We start from the raw sequence: 18,083 nt of genomic DNA on the forward strand, positions 1-18,083 counted from the left end.
GGCCCCCGGACCGCGCTCAGGCGCGGCCGGGGGTGCCGGGCAGCCAGCCGGCGTCGATGACCTTCTTCACCACGGCACGGGCCGTCGTCAGCAGCTGCTCGGCGTCGTCGACATCCGCCCAGGCCGCGGCCGAGGCGTCGTCGGTGGCGTCCTCGAGGTGGTCTCGCAGCCGCCGCCCGGCCTCGGTCAGCGTCGGCGCCCCACCCTCGCGGGCCGGTGTCAGAAGGCCCGACGTGCCCAGCGACTCCTCGGCCCCGGCCCACTCCTCGTCGGTCCACCTCCGGGTGGGCTGGAGGAAGGCACGACCGCGGCTCGCGCGCTCCGGGCTCGTCGCGCGCAGCCAGGCGTCGTAGAGGACGAGCGACTCGAGCGGGCGCAGCCCCGCCGAGGTCAGGGCCGCGACGTGCCCGTCGCCGCGCCACTCGCGCCACAGGGCGGTCGCGTGCCAGAGGGCCAGGTGCGGGGACGCCGGCCACTCCTGCGCCGCATAGGCGGCCGCCAGCGGCCGACCACCGTGGTCCAGCCGGTCGAGGACCGGACGCAGCCGTCCGACGAGCTCGGCCACGGCGGGGGAGCCGACGTCCGCTCCCAGCGCGGAGCGCAGCCCGTCGTCGAGGCAGCGGGTGCGCACCTCGTCGAGCCCGCTCGGGGTGTGCCGCCCGAGCGCCAGGCCCCAGGCCTTGGCCACCGCCTCCGGCCGGAAGCCGAAGAAGGTCGCCGCGACCACCTGGCCCGGGACCGCGCCGAGCGGGGCGGCACGCATCCCGGTGTAGGCCCCCAGCCACCCGACACCGAGCTCCTCGCGGGCGGCGTCCACGTGCGGGCCGAAGTACGCGGCGAGGTGGTAGGGCTCGAGGGTGCGGTAGGCCAGGCGAGCCACCGCGCGCGCGGCCTCGTCGTGGCGGAAGGTCGTCATCGACCCACCCTAGGCGGGCCGTGCGGCGGGTGAGCAACGGGAACGGGCCGCGCGACGTGGAGTCGCGCGGCCCGTCCTCGTGTGTGATCAGTCTTCGCCGAGGTAGGCCTTCCGGACGTCGTCGCTCTCGAGGAGCTCCTTGCCGGTGCCCGAGAGGACGATCGAGCCGACCTCGAGGACGTAGCCCTTCGTCGCGCGCCGCAGCGCCGCCTGGGCGTTCTGCTCGACGAGGAGGATCGTCGTCCCCTGCTGCTGCAGGGTCGTCACGGTCGTCATGATCCGCTTCATCATCAGCGGCGAGAGACCCATCGACGGCTCGTCGAGCATGAGCATCTTCGGGCGGCTCATCATCGCCCGGCCCATCGCGAGCATCTGCTGCTCACCGCCCGAGAACGTGCCGGCGGGCTGCGCGCGGCGCTCCTCGAGGATGGGGAAGAGCTCGAACGCCGCCGCGAGGTCCTCACGGATGCCCTTGTCCTTGCGCGAGAACGCCCCGAGGAGGAGGTTCTCCTCGACGCTCAGCTTCGGGAAGATGCGCCGGCCCTCGGGGGAGTGGGCCAGCCCGAGCGAGACGATCTCGTGCGGGGCGACCTTCGTCAGGTCCCGGCCGTCGAAGACGATGGAGCCAGACACCGGGCGCAGCAGGCCCGAGATCGTCCGCAGCGTCGTCGTCTTGCCGGCGCCGTTCGTGCCGATGAGCGAGACGACCTCGCCCTGGTCGACGGTGAACGAGATGCCCTTGACGGCCTTGATCTTGCCGTAGGACACGACGAGGTCCTTGACCTCCAGCATGGCGCTCACGCGCTCTCCTCCTCGTCCTCGTCGGTGTCGTCGCCACCGATGTAGGCCTCGATGACCCGCGGGTCGGACTGCACCTCGCCGGGGGAGCCCTCGACGAGGACCTCGCCCCGGACCAGGCAGAGCACCCGGTCGCAGAGGTTGAAGATGAACCGCATGTCGTGCTCGATGACGACGACGGCGAGGCCGCTGTCCCTGATCTTGAAGATCAGGTGCATCGTCTCCTCGGTCTCCTTGGGGTTCATGCCCGCGGTCGGCTCGTCGAGGAGCAGGATCTGCGGGTCCGTCGCGAGGGCCCGCGCGATCTCCAGCCGGCGCTGGTCGCCGTAGGGGAGGTTGCGCGCGAGGATCTCGGTCGACTTCCCGAGCCCGACGTAGTCGAGCAGCTCCTGCGCCCGCAGGCGGGTGGCCTCCTCCTCGCGTCGGAACTTCGGCCCGCGGAGGATCGAGGTGAGCGCCATCGACGAGGTGCGGCAGTAGCGCCCGACCATGACGTTCTCGAGGGCGGTCATGTTGCCGAACAGCCGGATGTTCTGGAACGTCCGGGCCATGCCGGCGCGCACGACCTTGAGCGGCTTCGGCGGCAGCTGCTCACCGCCGAGGGTCACCCGGCCCTCGGTCGGGACGTACATCCCGGTGAGGCAGTTGAAGAAGGTCGTCTTGCCGGCGCCGTTCGGGCCGATGAGCCCGACGATCTCGCCGTCGTGCACCTTCATGCTGACGTCGCCGACGGCGGTGAGGCCGCCGAAGCGCATCGTGACGTGCTCGGCCTCGAGGACGACGCGGTCCCCGATCACGTGGCCGCTCGGTGTGGGGTCGGTGACGGTCACTTCGCCTCCTCAAGGTGTTCGGACTGCACGATCTCGGCGAGCTCCTCGTCGTCCTCGTGGAACTCCAGCTGCCGTCGTTTGCTCGCGACGAGGCCCTCCGGCCGGAAGCGCATCATGACGACGAGCAGCAGACCGAAGATGAGCAGCCGGTAGTCGTTGACGATGCGGGCCTTCTCGGGGAGGAGCTTGAGGACGGTCGCGCCGACGAGGACGCCGGCCACCGTGCCCATGCCGCCGAGGACGACCGCCGCGAGGAGGAACGCCGACTCGAGGAAGATGTACTGGTCGGGCGTCACCGAGGTGTCCTGGTGAGCCTTGATCGTCCCGGCGAGGCCGGCGAGCGAGGCGCCGACCGCGAACGCGAGCAGCTTGAGCCCGAAGACGTTGACGCCCATCGCCTCCGCCGCTCGCTCGTCCTCGCGGATCGCGACCCAGCCGCGCCCGATCCGGCTGTCGTTGAGCCGGGTGAAGACGAGGATGACGAACGCGATGAGCAGGAGCAGCAGGAAGTAGTAGTTGCTGAACCGTCCGAGCGGGATGCCCGCGACCGTGTGCGTCTGGCCGAAGTCGAACCCGAAGAAGTTGAGGTCCGGGATGCCGGGGATGCCGTTCGGGCCGTTGGTCAGGTCCGGGCCGTTGTTGCCGTCGAGGTTGAACATCGCCAGGCGGAAGATCTCGCCGAAGCCGAGGGTGACGATGGCGAGGTAGTCGCCGGAGACCCGCAGCGTCGGGGAGCCGATGATCAGGCCGAAGATCGACGCGACGAGCATCCCGAGGAGCATGACGACGAGGAAGGGCGGGTTCCACCCGATCGTCGCGAACGCCGACTTCGACAGCATCGCGCCGACGTAGGCGCCGGTGCCGAGGAAGGCGATGTAGCCGAGGTCGAGCAGGCCCGCGAGCCCGACGACGATGTTGAGGCCCAGCGCCGTCGCCGCGAAGATGAGGATCTGCGTGGCGATCGACATGTTCGCGTCCGAGCCGTCCTGGGTGAACGGGAAGAGGAACGCGACGAGGAAGGCCGCCAGCAGCAGCGGGCGCCGGTTGTTCTGCCCGATGAACCCGAGGTACTCGCCGAACCCGCTGCCCACGAGGCCGATCGCGACAGCGAGCAGCGTGATGAGGAGGCACCCGAAGGTCGCCGGGTCGTCGACGTTGAGCGTGTACGCCGTCGCGAAGAGCAGCAGCCCGAGCATGACGACGATGACGAGGATCTCGGCCCACGAGGGCAGCCGCGGCCAGGTCCGGACGTCGAGGTCCACGTGCGGCGAGAGCAGGCCACCGGCGAGGACGAGCACGGCGCCGGCGAGGCCGACCCAGCCGCCCTCGTTGACGTTGATGAGCCCGCCCGCCTGGTAGGCCACGGCGATGATGCCGGCGAGGGCGAAGACCACCGAGCCCCAGCCGACGGCGCGCAGGCCCCGGCCCGGGTTGAGCCACCGCGGCCGCCGGAAGAGCAGCACGCCGAGGGCGAGCGCGACGATGCCGAGGAGCATCGCGTAGAGCTGGATCCCGAGCGGGTAGAACCGGACGCTCACGTCGTCGAGGATCCGGTTGTCGTAGGACCACGACAGCAGGCCGCTCACGAGGAGCAGCGCGCCACCGGCCACCGCGAGGATCGCGGCGCGGTCGCCGTGCTGCTCACGCAGCCGGTCCAGGCGCGAGAGCTCGGTGTCGGTCGTGTCGGGGGAGTGCGTCACGGTGCTCATGCGCGGTCCACCACCTTTGCGCCGAGGAGGCCCTGCGGTCGGAAGACGAGGACGAGGATGAGGAGCGCGAACGCCCACACGTCCTTCCACGGGCTGCCGCCGAAGGTGCCGGGGATGAACTGGACGGCCAGCGCCTCGACGAGCCCGAGGGTGAGTCCGCCGATGACGGCGCCCCAGACGTTGCCGATGCCGCCGAGGACGGCGGCGGTGAAGGCCTTGAGGCCCGCGAGGAAGCCCATCTTGAAGTTGATGTTCGTGACCTGCAGGCCCTGGGCGATGCCGGCGACGGCCGCGAGGGTCGCGCCGATGACGAAGGCGACGACGATGATGCGGTCGACGTTGATGCCCATGAGCCGCGCGGTGTCGGGGTCCTGCGAGACGGCCTGCATCGCCCGCCCGGTCTTGGTCCGGGAGACGAAGTAGAACAGGCCCGCCGCGCAGATGACCAGGGCGCCGACGGTGAAGATCGTCGAGCGCTGGAGCGTCACGCCGCCGAGGTTGAACGCGGGGCCGCTCACGACCTCGATCTGCGGGAAGGGGACCTTCTGCTTGGCGTCCGGGAAGCTCGGGATCTTGCCGTAGAGGAGGCGGACGGCCTCCTGGAGGAAGACCGAGATGCCGATGGCCGTGATGAGGGGGGCGAGGCGCGGGGCGTTGCGCAGCGGCCGGTAGGCGATGCGCTCCATGAGGACCGCGATGGCCACCGAGGCGGCGACCGCCCCGACGATGAGGACGGGGAGCGCCCAGAAGGGGAGCATCTCGCCGCCGTCGACGTAGCTGCGGAAGAACAGGAGCGCGGTGCTGAGGGCACCGAACGCACCCACCATGAAGATCTCGCCGTGGGCGAAGTTGATCAGCTGGATGATCCCGTAGACGACCGTGTATCCGACCGCGATCAGGGCGTACAGCGATCCCAGGGTCAGCCCGTTGACGAGCTGCTGGGCAAGTTCCACCACGACCTCCTAGGCGTGACGTGCGGGTGGGCTGGGGGGAGAGTAGCGGGTGACGTGCGTCACGGACAGGCGCCACACGGGGGGTGGGCACGCAGCCGACTGCCGGGTCCGGACACGGACGGCGGGGGTGGTCTTCTCGACCACCCCCGCCGTCGGGGTGCTCACGACTGTGTCGTCAGGAGCGGCTTACTTGAACTCCTCCGTGTTCACGGGGGCCCACGCACCGTCCTTGACCGCGTACACGGTGAGGACCTTGGAGGTGGTGTCGCCGTACTCGTCGAACGCGACCTTGCCGGTCACGCCGTCGAAGGAGACGCTGCTCATCGCCTGGACCGTCGCCTGGCGGGCGGCCTCGGCCGAGTCCGCGTCCTTGAGCGAGGTCTTGAGGGCGTTGATGATCGCGTTCGCCGCGTCGTACGCGTAGGCACCGTAGGCCTCGTACGGCTCGGCGTAGCCGCCCGCGTTGTAGGCCTCGACGAACGCCTTGGCCGACTCGAGCTGGTCGGTCGGGGCGCCGACCGAGGTGGCGAGGTCGCCGGTGGCGGTGCTGCCCGCGAGCTTGATGAACTCGCCGGAGTAGATGCCGTCGCCGCCCATGAGCGGGACGTTGAGGCCGGCGGCCTTCATCTGCTGCGAGAACGGACCCGCCTGCGGGAACTCACCGCCGTAGTAGACGGCCTTGGGGTTGCTCGGCTTGATCTTGCTGACGACGGCGTCGTACTTGTCGTCGTCGGGGTTGATCGTCTCGGCCGCGACGATGGTGCCGCCGAGCTTCGTGAACTCCTTGCTGAAGGCGTCGACGAGGCCCTGGCCGTAGGTCTTCTTGTCGTGGACCGTCGCGACCTCCTTGATGCCGGCCTTCTCGAAGAGGTAGCGGGCCGCGAACGGGCCCTGGATCGAGTCGGTCGTGCAGGTGCGGAAGTAGTTCTGGTAGGTCCGCTTCGGGGCCGTCGCGAAGTCGGCGCCCTGGGTGAGCGACGGGTTCGTGTTGGCCGGCGAGACCATCGTGATGTTGGCCGTCGAGAGCACCGGCTGGACGCTCTGCGCGACCGAGCTGTTGAGCGTGCCGACGACGCCGACGACGTCCTTGTCGGACGCGAGCTTCGTCGCGGCGTTCTTGCCGACGTCGGGGGTGGCCTGGTCGTCCTCCGCCGCGAGCTCGAGCTTCCAGCCGGGGATGGCGTTGGACTCGTTGGCCTGCTTGATGGCGAGGTCGACCGAGTGCTCGATGCCCTTGCCGAGGGCGGCGAGGTCACCGGAGAGCGGCGCGATGACGCCGATCTTCGCGGTCTTGGTGCTGCCGGAGCCGCTGCCGGTGTCGCTGCCGCCGTCGTCGCCGCCGCGCGTGCCGCAACCGGAGAGCGCGAGCGAGGCCACGAGCAGCGAGGCGCCAACGGCAACCACGGAACGCTGAGGCACAGTTCCTCCTGGGGATCTGGTCTGGTGAGCGGATGCTCCTGCCCGCCGACGCGGACCTGACGGAATGTAGCCGTGATCGGCCCGTTTGCCGAGGACCTTCTTGTTTGTGGTGCCGAGTTGTTACCTGCGGATCCAGCAGGTGGGCGGGCCGGACGGACAGTGGACGAAGGTCCACAGGCGGCGTCCAGTGACGACATGGATACTGCGAGGGACACCCACGGACCGAGAGGGACAGCCCGATGAGCACCGACCGCCCCACCCCGTCCAGCACCGAGTGCGGCTCCGGCTGCGCGTGCGTCACCCGACGCCAGTCCTTCCGCACGGCGGGCGCCGTCGGCGCCGTCGTCGTCGGGGCCGGCTCTCTCGCCGCGTGCGGGTCCGGCGACGTCGAGGAGGCCGCCAGCTCGGCCGCCGGCGCCGCGAGCTCCGCCGTGTCGCAGGCCATCAAGGCCGCCGAGATCCCCGTCGGCGGCGGCAAGGTCTTCGAGTCGATCTCGACCGTCGTCACCCAGCCGACGCAGGGCGAGTACAAGGCGTTCTCGTCCGTCTGCACCCACCAGGGCTGCCAGGTGGGCGGCGTCGCCGACGGCGTCATCACCTGCCCCTGCCACGGCAGCCAGTTCGACGCCGCGACCGGCGCCGTCAAGCAGGGACCGGCGACGAAGCCGCTGCCCGAGAAGTCCGTCACCGTCAGCGGCGACGGCCTCACCGTCTCCTGACGTTCGTCCCTCCCGTCACTCCCGTCACGACATTTCGGGGTGACCCCGAAATGTCCACGAGACCCCGGCTCCGAGCCGGGGTCTCGTGGACGAACCGGGGTTTCGTGCCGTCGTCCACAGGTGCCGGAGCGGACGGCCGTCGTCCACAGATCCGTCCCGGCCGCTGGCCCCTCGGCTCGGCCGCGTCGATCGTCAGGGGATGGACGAGACGGATGACCTGGGCTTCCTCGGGCGGCTGCACGACAGCGTGTTCACGACCGCCGAGGCAGCCGGCCTCGGTGTCTCGCGCGAGGCGCTGACCCGCGCCGTGAGGGCGCGCACGCTCCGGCGCCTGGCGCGTGGCCTGTACGCGACCGGGGCCGCGGCAGCACGTCCGGAGGACCGACACCTCGAGCTGTGCCGCGCCCTGCGTTCGGCCCGGTCGAGCCGCCGTTCGCCGCCCTCGTCGGTGTCGCCCTCGACCACGGGACGGTGGCGGCCGTCGTCTCGGTCGACGCCGCGATGCACCGGGGGATCGTCACCCTCGACGGGCTGACGGGCGAGGTCGCTCGGCGAGCCGGCCATCGCCACGTCCAGCGAGCCCTCGCGATGCTCCGGCTCGTCGACGCGGCCAGCGAGAGCCCGGGGGAGAGCCGCACGCGGGTGACGCTCGAGTCCCTCGGGCTCGAGCTCGACTCGCAGGTCGAGGTCCGTGACGAGGACGGTGAGCTCGTCGGGCGCGTCGACCTCGCCGTCCGCGGGACGAAGGTGCTCATCGAGTTCGACGGAGCCGTCAAGTACTCGGCGGGCGGTCCGGAGGCCGTCATCGCCGAGAAGCGTCGTGAGGACAGGTTGCGGGAGCTGGGCTACGTCGTCGTCCGCGTCATGTGGGACGACCTCGCGCACCCCGAGCGGCTGCTGGCCCGGGTGCGGCGGGCGATGGCCCTGGCCGAGCGGCTGACCGCCGGCGCGTGACCATCTCCGTCAGCTCGACACACGAGCTCGTCCGCGAGACCCCGGCTCGGAGGTCGTGCCTCGTGGACATTTCGGGGTGACCCCGAAAAGGGGAGGCGGGTGGGGTGGGTGGGGGCAGTCGGGGTGTCGGGGGCGCGGCTTAGGGTTGACGGGTGGCCGACCCCTCGACGTACCGCCCCCGGCCGGGCGAGATCCCGACCGACCCGGGCGTCTACCGCTTCCGCGACCGCGAGGGCCGCGTCATCTACGTCGGCAAGGCCAAGTCGCTGCGCCAGCGGCTGTCCTCCTACTTCCAGGACGTCGCCGCGCTCCACCCGCGCACCCAGACGATGGTGCGCACCGGCGCGAGCGTCGAATGGACGGTCGTCGGCACCGAGGTCGAGGCGCTCCAGCTCGAGTACGCGTGGATCAAGGAGTTCGACCCGCGCTTCAACGTCAAGTACCGCGACGACAAGTCCTACCCCTACCTCGCCGTGACGATGGCCGACGAGTACCCCCGCGCCCTCGTCGTCCGCGGCGCCAAGAAGAAGGGCACGCGCTACTTCGGCCCCTACGCCCACGCGTGGGCCATCCGCGAGACCCTCGACCTCGCGATGCGCGTCTTCCCGATGCGCACCTGCTCGACCGGCGTCTTCCGCCGCGCCGAGCAGGTCGGCCGCCCGTGCCTGCTCGGCTACATCGACAAGTGCAGCGCCCCCTGCGTCGGCCGGGTCGACGCCGCGCGCCACCGCGAGATCGCCGAGGACTTCTGCGACTTCATGGCGGGCAACAGCGGCCGGTTCGTCTCGCGCCTCACCCGCGAGATGAAGGCCGCCGCCGCCGAGCTCGACTTCGAGAGGGCGGCGCGGCTGCGCGACGACATCGGTGCGCTCGAGCGGGTGCTCGAGAAGTCGGCGGTCGTCCTGCCCGACGCCACCGACGCCGACGTGTTCGCCCTCGCCGAGGACGAGCTCGAGGTCGCGGTCCAGCTCTTCCACGTCCGTGGGGGCCGCGTGCGGGGCCAGCGCGGCTGGGTCGCCGAGCGTGACGCCGAGACGACGCCCGAGGTCGTCGAGCACCTCCTCCAGCAGGTCTACGGCGGCGAGTCCGGCGAGGGCGTGCCGCGCGAGGTGCTCGTCCCGGTCCTGCCGGACGACGACGAGGCCCTCGCGGCGTGGCTCGCCGGCCTGCGCGGCAGCCGGGTCGACCTGCGCGTCCCCCAGCGCGGCGACAAGCGCACCCTGATGGAGACGGTGGCGCGCAACGCGACCCAGAGCCTCGCCCGCCACAAGGTCACCCGTGCCGGAGACCTGACGACCCGCAGCCAGGCCCTCCAGCAGCTCCAGGAGGTCCTCGACCTCGACGACGCGCCGCTGCGCATCGAGTGCTTCGACATCAGCCACGTCCAGGGCACGCAGGTCGTCGGCTCGATGGTCGTCTTCGAGGACGGCCTGCCCCGCAAGTCGGAGTACCGGCGCTTCATCGTCCGCGGTGACGAGACCGGGGCCACCGACGACACCGCGGCCATGCACGAGGTCCTCACCCGTCGTTTCCGCCGCGGCCGGAAGGAGGCGGAGGAGCGCGAGGCCGAGGTGGCCGAGGGCCGCGAGCGGCCGGCGCGCTTCGCCTACACCCCGAACCTCGTCGTCGTGGACGGCGGTCTGCCGCAGGTCAACGCGGCGGCCCGCGCCCTCGAGGAGGCGGGCGCCGTCGACGTCGCCGTCGTCGGTCTCGCGAAGCGTCTCGAGGAGGTCTGGGTGCCGGGGGAGGAGTTCCCCGTCATCCTCCCGCGCACCAGCGAGGGGCTCTACCTGCTCCAGCGGCTGCGCGACGAGGCGCACCGGTTCGCCATCACCTTCCACCGGCAGCGCCGTTCCAAGGCGATGACCCAGAGCGCGCTCGACGGCATCGCCGGTCTCGGCGAGAAGCGGCGCCAGGCGCTGCTCAAGCGGTTCGGGTCGGTCAAGAAGATCCGCGCCGCCTCTGTCGATGAGCTCGCCGACGTGCCGGGCATCGGGCCTGCGTTGGCGGCCGTCGTTGCGGCAGAGTTGGGCTCGACCGAACAGGACATGCCGGCCATCGACCCGCTGACGGGCGAGGTCGTCGAGCAGTAGGGAGCATCCAGTGGCTGACGCACCGTCGTCGGGGTCGAACGGACGGGCGGACTTCCTCGTCGTCAGCGGGATGAGCGGCGCCGGCCGCTCGACCGCCGCCAACGTCCTCGAGGACCACGGGTGGTACGTCGTCGACAACCTCCCGCCCCAGCTCATCCCGGCGATGGCGGTGCTCGCCGGTCGCGCCCGTGACGAGGGGGCCGGCGACCTGCGCATCGCCGCGGTCGTCGACGTGCGCGCCCGCCCGTTCAGCTCCGAGCTGCGCGAGGGCATCGCCGCGGTGCGCGAGCACGGCTGGCACCCCCAGCTGATGTTCCTCGACGCCACCGACGAGGCCCTCGTCCGCCGCTTCGAGAGCGTCCGCCGGCCGCACCCGCTCCAGGGCGAGGGGCGTCTGCTCGACGGCATCCAGACCGAGCGCGAGCTCCTGCGAGACCTGCGGGCCGACGCGCACGTCGTCATCGACACCTCCGGCCTCAACGTCCACCAGCTGGCGCGCAAGCTGACCCCGATCGTCGGCAAGAGCGGCGGACCGTCGCTGCGGCTGGCCGTCATGTCCTTCGGCTTCAAGTACGGCGTGCCGCTGGACGCCGACTTCGTCTTCGACATGCGCTTCCTGCCCAACCCGTTCTGGGTGCCCGAGCTGCGCCCGCTGACCGGCGTCGACGCGCCGGTCGCCGAGTACGTGATGTCGCAGGCCGGTGCCACGTCGTTCGTCGACCGCGTCGTCTCCCTCATGGAGCCGGTCACCGCCGGCTACCGGCACGAGGGCCGGCGCTACGCGACGGTCGCCGTCGGCTGCACCGGCGGCAAGCACCGGTCGGTCGCCGTGGCCGAGGCGCTCTCGCGCCGCCTCGGGAGTCCGGACGTCGCGACCTTCGTCGTCCACCGCGACCTGGGGCGCGAGTGAGCGGGCCGGTCGTCACCGCCCTCGGCGGGGGCCACGGGCTGTCGGCGACGCTCACGGCGTTGCGGTTCGTCACCGACGAGATCACCGCCGTCGTCACGGTCGCCGACGACGGCGGGTCGAGCGGGCGGCTGCGCGACGAGTTCGGCGTCCTGCCGCCCGGCGACCTGCGGATGGCCCTCGCCGCCCTGTGCAGCGACACCGAGTGGGGCCACACCTGGCGCGACGTGCTCCAGCACCGGTTCGAGGGGGAGGGCCCCCTCGGCGGGCACGCCCTCGGCAACCTGCTCATCGTCGCGCTCTGGGAGCTGCACGAGGACCCCGTCGCGGGCCTCGACCTCGTCGGGCGCCTGCTCCAGGCCCACGGGCGGGTGCTGCCGATGGCGGCGGTGCCGCTCGCCATCGAGGCCGAGGTCGGCGGGCTCGACCCGCAGGCCCCCGCGACGGTGACGACGGTCCGCGGGCAGGCCCAGGTCGCCCGGACCCGCGGCCGGGTGGAGCGCGTGCGCCTCGTGCCGTCGGACCCGCCTGCCTACCCCGAGTCGGTGGCGGCCATCCGCAGCGCCGACTGGGTCGTGCTCGGCCCCGGCTCGTGGTTCACCTCCGTCATGACCCATCTGCTCGTGCCCGACCTCGAGGAGGCGCTGCGGGTCACGCGGGCCCGTCGCCTCCTCGTGCTCAACCTCGACCCGGGAGCGGGGGAGACGGCCGGCTTCGACGCCGTGCGCCACCTCGAGTCGTTCGCGGCGCTCGCGCCGGGGCTGCGCCTCGACGGGGTGCTCGCCGACCCCGCCGCGGTCGAGGACCACGCCGCGCTGGAGGCGGCCGCCGCGCGGCTCGGCGCGCAGCTGCACGTCACCCCCGTCTCGCGCGCGCGGGCCACCGGCGAGCACGACCCGCTCCGGTTCGCGGCCGCCCTGCGGGACATCCTGTACACCCCGCGACCCGGTCACTGACGCGTGGCAGGATGACCCGCTATGGCGATGACGGCGAAGGTGAAGGACGAGCTGAGCAGGCACGTCGTGACCAAGCCCTGTTGCCGCAAGGCCGAGGTCGCGGCGATGCTGCGGTTCGCCGGGGGCCTGCACATCATCGGAGGGCGGATCGTCGTCGAGGCCGAGCTCGACACGGCCAGCGCGGCGCGCCGGCTGCGGCGTGAGCTCGCCGAGGTGTACGGGCACACCCCGGAGGTCCTCGTCCTCGCGGCCGGGGGGCTGCGCAAGGGGAGCCGCTACGTCGTCCGGGTCGTCCAGGACGGCGAGGCGCTGGCCCGGCAGACCGGCCTCATCGACAGCCGCGGCCGCCCGGTCCGCGGGCTGCCCGCCAAGGTCGTCAGCGGCTCCGTCTGCGACGCCGAGGCCGCGTGGCGGGGCGCCTTCCTCGCGCACGGCTCGCTGACCGAGCCCGGGCGCTCCTCCGCCCTCGAGGTCACCTGCCCCGGGCCGGAGGCCGCGCTCGCCCTCGTCGGTGCCGCCCGCCGGCTCGGCATCCAGTCCAAGGCCCGCGAGGTCCGTGGCGTCGACCGCGTCGTCATCCGCGACGGCGACGCCATCGGGGCGATGCTCACCCGCCTCGGGGCGCACGACGCCGTCCTCGCCTGGGAGGAGCGCCGGATCCGGCGCGAGGTCCGGGCCACCGCCAACCGGCTCGCCAACTTCGACGACGCCAACCTGCGTCGTTCGGCCCGGGCGGCGGTCGCGGCCGGGGCACGCGTCGAGCGGGCCCTGGAGATCCTCGGCGAGGAGGTGCCGGAGCACCTGCGCGAGGCCGGCGAGCTGCGGCTGCAGCACAAGCAGGCGTCCCTCGAGGAGCTCGGCCAGCTCGCCCAGCCGGTCATGACGAAGGACGCGGTCGCGGGGCGCATCCGCCGCCTGCTCGCGATGGCCGACAAGAAGGCGCAGGACGAGGGCATCCCGGACACCGAGGCGGTCCTCACCGCCGACATGCTCGACGGCTGAGAGCGGCCCGGACCGTCTCACGGACGGGCGTGCGTAAACGGTTACTCGCCCGTACCCCGGACACCGTGATGGTGCTCCCGGGTGGGGTCTAGGGTGTGTGGTGGACCACAGGGACGTGGGACCCGCCCCGTCCTCACCCTCCCCATCGGAAGGCAACGCAAGTGACCGTTCGCGTAGGCATCAACGGCTTCGGCCGCATCGGGCGCAACTTCTTCCGCGCGGTGCAGGCGTCCGGCGCCGACATCGAGATCGTCGCCGCCAACGACCTGATGGACAACGCATCCATCGCGCACCTCCTCAAGTACGACTCGGTCCTCGGCGTCCTCGCCGACGACGTCTCGCACACCGAGGACTCCATCACCGTCGGGGGCAAGACCATCCGCGTCTTCGCCGAGCGCAACCCCGCCGACATCCCCTGGGGTGAGGTCGGCGCCGACGTCGTCATCGAGTCCACCGGCATCTTCACCGACGGCGAGAAGGCCAAGGCCCACATCGCCGGCGGCGCCAAGAAGGTGATCATCTCCGCCCCGGCGAAGAACGAGGACGCCACCTTCGTCATGGGCGTCAACGACGCCGACTACGACCCGGCCAACCACCACGTCATCTCCAACGCCTCGTGCACGACGAACTGCCTCGCGCCGATGGCGAAGGCCCTCAACGACGAGCTCGGCATCGTCAAGGGGCTCATGACGACGGTGCACGCCTACACGCAGGACCAGAACCTGCTCGACGGCCCGCACAAGGACCTGCGTCGCGCCCGCGCCGCCGCCCTGTCGATCATCCCGACGAGCACCGGCGCCGCGAAGGCCATCGGCCTCGTCCTGCCCGAGCTCAAGGGCAAGCTCGACGGCTACGCGCTCCGCGTCCCGACCCCGACCGGCTCCGCCACCGACCTCACCTTCGAGGCCGGCCGCGAGACCACCGTCGAGGAGGTCAACGCGATCGTCAAGAAGGCCGCCGAGGGCGCGCTCAAGGGCTACCTCAAGTACACCGAGGACCCGATCGTCTCCGCCGACATCGTCACCGACCCGAGCTCGTGCATCTTCGACTCGGGCCTGACCAAGGTCATCGGCAACCAGGTCAAGGTCGTCGGCTGGTACGACAACGAGTGGGGCTACTCCAACCGCCTCGTCGACATCACCGCCCTCGTCGGCAAGAGCCTGTGAGCCGGGGGGACCGACCGACCCATGGCTGACATCGCCTCGCTGGGCGACCTGCGCGGCAAGCGCGTCCTCGTCCGGTCAGACCTCAACGTGCCGCTCGACGGCACGACGATCACCGACGACGGCCGCATCCGGGCGTCGGTCCCCACCCTGCGGCAGCTGTCCGAGGCGGGCGCACGCGTCATCGTGTGTGCCCACCTCGGGCGCCCCAAGGGCGCGCCGGAGGAGAAGTACTCCCTCCGGCCCGTCGTCGGGCGGCTCTCCGAGCTGCTCGGCCGCGACGTCGTGTTCGCCACCGACACGGTGGGGGAGAGCGCGCGGGCCGCGGTCGACGGGATGGCCGACGGCGACATCGTCCTCCTCGAGAACCTCCGGTTCAACGCCGGCGAGACCGCGAAGTCCGACGAGGACCGCGCCGAGTTCGCCGACGCCCTCGCCGGGCTCGCGGACGCGTTCGTCTCCGACGGCTTCGGCGTCGTCCACCGCAAGCAGGCGTCGGTCTACGACGTCGCGACCCGGCTGCCCTCGGCCATGGGCGGGCTCGTCCACGACGAGGTCGAGGTGCTCAAGCGCCTCACCGAGTCGCCCGAGCGCCCCTACGCCGTCGTCCTCGGCGGCGCCAAGGTCGCCGACAAGCTCGCGGTCATCGACAACCTCATGGGCACGGCCGACCGCCTGCTCATCGGCGGCGGGATGCTCTTCACCTTCCTCGCGGCCCAGGGCCACGAGATCGGCACGAGCCTGTTCGACGCCGACAGCGTCGACGCGTGCAAGGGCTACCTCGAGCGCGCCGAGCGCGAGGGCGTCGAGATCGTCCTGCCGGTCGACGTCGTCGTCGGGCGGGAGTTCTCGGCCGACACCGAGGTCGACACGGTCGCCGCGGACGCCATCCCGGCCGACACGATGGGGCTGGACATCGGCCCCGAGTCGGCCCGCCTGTACGCCGAGAAGCTCGCCGACGCGCGCACCGTGTTCTGGAACGGGCCGATGGGCGCGTTCGAGATGGAGCCGTTCGCGGCCGGCACGAAGGCCGTCGCGCAGGCGCTCGTCGACGCGACCGAGGGCGGCGCGCTGACCGTCGTCGGGGGTGGCGACTCCGCCGCCGCCGTGCGGCAGCTCGGGTTCTCGGACGACCAGTTCGGCCACATCAGCACCGGCGGCGGTGCCTCCCTCGAGTACCTCGAGGGCAAGGAGCTGCCGGGCATCGCGATCCTCACGAAGGAGCACTGAATGGCCTCCGGCCGCACCCCGCTCATGGCGGGGAACTGGAAGATGAACCTCGACCACCTCCAGGCGACGCACCTCGTGCAGAAGCTCGACTGGACGCTCAAGGACGGCAAGCACGACTTCGGCGCCGTCGAGGTGGTCGTCCTGCCGCCGTTCACCGACATCCGCAGCGTCCAGACGCTCATCGACGGTGACCGCCTCGAGCTCAAGCACGGCGCGCAGGACCTCTCCGCCCACGCCTCCGGGGCGTACACCGGCGAGGTGAGCGGCGCGATGCTCGCGAAGCTCGGCTGCTCGTACGTGGCGGTCGGCCACAGCGAGCGGCGCGAGTACCACGGCGAGACCGACGAGGTCGTCAACAGCAAGGTCAAGGCGGCCTTCGCCGCTGGGCTGACGCCGATCTTCTGCGTCGGCGAGGGCCTGGAGGTCCGCCAGGCGGGCACGCACGTCGAGCACGTTCTCGCGCAGGTCGAGGCCGGTTTGGCGGACGTGCCCGCCGAGCAGGCACGCACCGTCGTCGTCGCCTACGAGCCCGTGTGGGCCATCGGCACCGGCGAGGTCGCGACCCCCGAGGACGCGCAGGAGGTGTGCGGGGCCATCCGCACCAAGCTCGCCGAGCTGTACTCCGGCGACGTCGCGGACGGCATCCGGGTGCTGTACGGCGGCTCGGTCAAGTCCGGCAACGTCGCGGCGATCATGGGCCAGGACGACGTCGACGGCGCGCTCGTCGGCGGGGCCTCGCTCGAGGCGGGCGAGTTCGCGGCCATCTGCCGTTTCCGCGACCACCGCGGCACCGTCTGACCCGATCCGTGCCGCCGCGCCCCCCGGGGTCGCGGCGGCCGGGCCGGGCAGCGGTTATCCTTGTCCGGTTGTCCCCGACCCCCACACCGAAGGATCCCTCCGTGGACGCGGTTCGTATCGGCCTCCAGGTCCTCCTGGTCATCGGAGGCCTGTTCCTGACCCTCCTCATCCTGCTCCACAAGGGCAAGGGTGGGGGACTCTCGGACATGTTCGGCGGTGGCATGTCGAGCTCGCTCGGCGGCTCGTCCGTGGCCGAGCGCAACCTCGACCGCATCACCGTCGGGGTGGCGGCCGTGTGGTTCACCTGCGTCGTCGGTCTCGGCGTCCTCGAGCGGTTCGCCTGAGAGGGGCTGGACGATGGCTGGTGGTAACGCGATCCGTGGCTCGCGCGTCGGCGCGGGCCCCATGGGAGAGGCCGAGCGCGGCGAGGCCGCGCCCCGGCGCTACGTCTCCTTCTGGTGCTCGAACGGGCACGAGACGAAGCCCAGCTTCGCCGAGGAGGCCGGCCTGGTCGTCCCCGAGCAGTGGGACTGCCCGCGCTGCGGCTTCCCGGCCGGGCAGGACCGGGACAACCCGCCGGCCCCGCCGAAGGTCGAGCCCTACAAGACGCACCTCGCGTACGTGAAGGAGCGCCGCTCGGACGAGGACGGCCAGGCCATCCTCGACGAGGCCCTCGCGAGCCTGCGCGGCCGCGGCCTCATCCAGTGAGGCACTGACCTCCTCGCACGAACGCACGCGACCCCCGGCCAGCGGCCGGGGGTCGCTGGGTGTTCGGCGTGCTGACGTTCCCCAGCTCCATACCCCTCCGACCCCTGACACCCAGGGTCAGAGGGGTCGGCCCGCCGCTGTCGTTCGCTCCCGATGCTGACGCACTCATGACGAGCGGTCGCCGAGCAGCTGCTCGTCCCATGTGCTCCGGATGGTGGACCACACACGATGAACGGCCCTTCATCCGCCGCTCGTCCCGTGTGCTCCGGATGCTGGAGCAGTCATGATGAGCGGTCGGGTGCAACCGCTCATCATGACTGCGCCGAGGGGTGGAGCGAACGACAGCGGCCGCGCGAGTACTGACAACTCGGCCAGGTCCGCGCTCGCTCGAGGTGAAACCCGACCTCGTGGCGGTCGGGTTTCACCTCGAACCGGCAGCGGGGTGGTGCCTCAGCGGCGAGCGGCGCGGGCCAGGTGGCCGACGACGTTCTCGACCCAGTCCTGCTCGCGCTGCATCCACCGCACCGCGACGAGGGTGCGCACGACGACCGGCACCCCGCGGCGCGGCGGCTCGACGGCGAGGTCGGTGCCGAACGGGTCGGTGCTGACGACCCAGCGGTAGCCGGCGCCGACGAGGTGGTCGCCGACCGCCGTCGCCACGACCGTCACGGCCTCGGGCCCCTCGGCCTCGTCACCCCGCGCGAGGGCCGCCGACCACGCCGCGGCGATCGTCGCCAGGTCGGCGGGGTCGATGCCGTGCTCGGCGTAGCGCAGGCGGTAGGCCTCGAGCCGCGCCTCCTCCTCGCCGGTCAGCGGACGCGTCGCGACCTCCTCGACCGGCTCGACGCCGTCGTTGCCACCGGGCCCGTCGTCGGCGACGACCGCGTCGTCGTCGCCGCGGGTGCGCCAGCGGTCGAGGATGCCCACG

The 18,083-nt window shown here is 71.9% G+C and carries 18 protein-coding genes and 1 pseudogene; 12 read left to right on the forward strand and 7 right to left on the reverse strand.

Annotated features, from left to right (window positions below):
* Positions 1-16: 16 nt before the first annotated feature.
* From LG324_RS11435 to LG324_RS11460, 6 genes are all read right to left on the reverse strand, one after another.
* Positions 17-916, reverse strand: a complete 900-nt coding sequence (locus LG324_RS11435; RefSeq protein ID WP_404347976.1) for a hypothetical protein — start codon at positions 914-916, stop codon at positions 17-19.
* Positions 917-1,003: 87 nt separating this feature from the next.
* A complete protein-coding gene (locus LG324_RS11440) occupies positions 1,004-1,717 on the reverse strand; it encodes an ABC transporter ATP-binding protein (RefSeq protein ID WP_207021849.1) in 714 nt (237 codons plus the stop codon).
* On the reverse strand, positions 1,714-2,544 hold the full coding sequence (locus LG324_RS11445) for an ABC transporter ATP-binding protein (RefSeq protein ID WP_030528379.1): 831 nt from the start codon (positions 2,542-2,544) through the stop codon (positions 1,714-1,716). The genes LG324_RS11440 and LG324_RS11445 overlap by 4 nt, the downstream gene beginning before the upstream one ends.
* Positions 2,541-4,253, reverse strand: a complete 1,713-nt coding sequence (locus tag LG324_RS11450) for a branched-chain amino acid ABC transporter permease (protein WP_404347980.1) — start codon at positions 4,251-4,253, stop codon at positions 2,541-2,543. Before LG324_RS11450 ends, LG324_RS11445 begins: the two co-directional genes overlap by 4 nt.
* Positions 4,250-5,209, reverse strand: coding sequence for a branched-chain amino acid ABC transporter permease (locus LG324_RS11455; protein WP_030528381.1), 960 nt, complete (start codon positions 5,207-5,209; stop codon positions 4,250-4,252). The genes LG324_RS11450 and LG324_RS11455 overlap by 4 nt, the downstream gene beginning before the upstream one ends.
* Before the next feature lie 183 nt (positions 5,210-5,392).
* Positions 5,393-6,610 (reverse strand): branched-chain amino acid ABC transporter substrate-binding protein, encoded by a 1,218-nt coding sequence (locus tag LG324_RS11460; protein WP_242525650.1) that lies wholly within the window; start codon positions 6,608-6,610, stop codon positions 5,393-5,395.
* 254 nt (positions 6,611-6,864) lie between these two features.
* On the opposite strand from LG324_RS11460, the gene LG324_RS11465 reads away from it, so the two are divergent.
* The 12 genes and pseudogenes from LG324_RS11465 to LG324_RS11520 all read left to right on the forward strand — a co-directional run bounded on the left by LG324_RS11465 (position 6,865) and on the right by LG324_RS11520 (position 17,155).
* Positions 6,865-7,344 (forward strand): Rieske (2Fe-2S) protein, encoded by a 480-nt coding sequence (locus tag LG324_RS11465; RefSeq protein WP_207021846.1) that lies wholly within the window; start codon positions 6,865-6,867, stop codon positions 7,342-7,344.
* Positions 7,345-7,543: 199 nt separating this feature from the next.
* Positions 7,544-7,642: pseudogene (locus tag LG324_RS11470) on the forward strand (hypothetical protein); the annotation flags it as partial.
* 98 nt (positions 7,643-7,740) lie between these two features.
* Entirely contained in the window at positions 7,741-8,298 is a 558-nt protein-coding gene (locus LG324_RS11475; RefSeq protein WP_051750485.1) for a hypothetical protein, read from the forward strand.
* Positions 8,299-8,450: 152 nt separating this feature from the next.
* On the forward strand, positions 8,451-10,391 hold the full coding sequence (gene uvrC, locus LG324_RS11480; protein WP_030528385.1) for an excinuclease ABC subunit UvrC: 1,941 nt from the start codon (positions 8,451-8,453) through the stop codon (positions 10,389-10,391).
* Between the two features lie 10 nt (positions 10,392-10,401).
* Positions 10,402-11,301: an RNase adapter RapZ gene (gene rapZ / locus LG324_RS11485; protein ID WP_404347983.1), complete on the forward strand. Its 900-nt coding sequence runs from the start codon at positions 10,402-10,404 to the stop codon at positions 11,299-11,301.
* A complete protein-coding gene (gene yvcK, locus LG324_RS11490) occupies positions 11,298-12,254 on the forward strand; it encodes a uridine diphosphate-N-acetylglucosamine-binding protein YvcK (protein WP_036829881.1) in 957 nt (318 codons plus the stop codon). The genes rapZ and yvcK overlap by 4 nt, the downstream gene beginning before the upstream one ends.
* Positions 12,255-12,275: 21 nt before the next feature.
* Positions 12,276-13,256, forward strand: coding sequence for a DNA-binding protein WhiA (gene whiA / locus LG324_RS11495; protein WP_030528387.1), 981 nt, complete (start codon positions 12,276-12,278; stop codon positions 13,254-13,256).
* Between the two features lie 161 nt (positions 13,257-13,417).
* A complete protein-coding gene (gap, locus tag LG324_RS11500; RefSeq protein WP_030528388.1) occupies positions 13,418-14,422 on the forward strand; it encodes a type I glyceraldehyde-3-phosphate dehydrogenase in 1,005 nt (334 codons plus the stop codon).
* Positions 14,423-14,443: 21 nt separating this feature from the next.
* Complete coding sequence (locus LG324_RS11505) at positions 14,444-15,649, forward strand: phosphoglycerate kinase (protein WP_404347986.1); 1,206 nt, start codon at positions 14,444-14,446, stop codon at positions 15,647-15,649.
* Positions 15,650-16,447: a triose-phosphate isomerase gene (tpiA, locus tag LG324_RS11510; RefSeq protein WP_207021842.1), complete on the forward strand. Its 798-nt coding sequence runs from the start codon at positions 15,650-15,652 to the stop codon at positions 16,445-16,447.
* Positions 16,448-16,548: 101 nt separating this feature from the next.
* Positions 16,549-16,791: a preprotein translocase subunit SecG gene (gene secG, locus LG324_RS11515; RefSeq protein WP_030528391.1), complete on the forward strand. Its 243-nt coding sequence runs from the start codon at positions 16,549-16,551 to the stop codon at positions 16,789-16,791.
* A gap of 13 nt (positions 16,792-16,804) precedes the next feature.
* Positions 16,805-17,155 (forward strand): RNA polymerase-binding protein RbpA, encoded by a 351-nt coding sequence (locus tag LG324_RS11520; protein WP_084696763.1) that lies wholly within the window; start codon positions 16,805-16,807, stop codon positions 17,153-17,155.
* Positions 17,156-17,605: 450 nt separating this feature from the next.
* Here the strand turns inward: LG324_RS11520 and LG324_RS11525 are convergent, their stop codons facing one another.
* Entirely contained in the window at positions 17,606-18,082 is a 477-nt protein-coding gene (locus LG324_RS11525) for a hypothetical protein (protein ID WP_404347989.1), read from the reverse strand.
* Between the last annotated feature and the right edge of the window lies 1 nt (position 18,083).

The sequence above is a fragment of the Phycicoccus jejuensis genome (assembly GCF_044797865.1).
GTDB classification, from domain to species: domain Bacteria; phylum Actinomycetota; class Actinomycetes; order Actinomycetales; family Dermatophilaceae; genus Phycicoccus; species Phycicoccus jejuensis.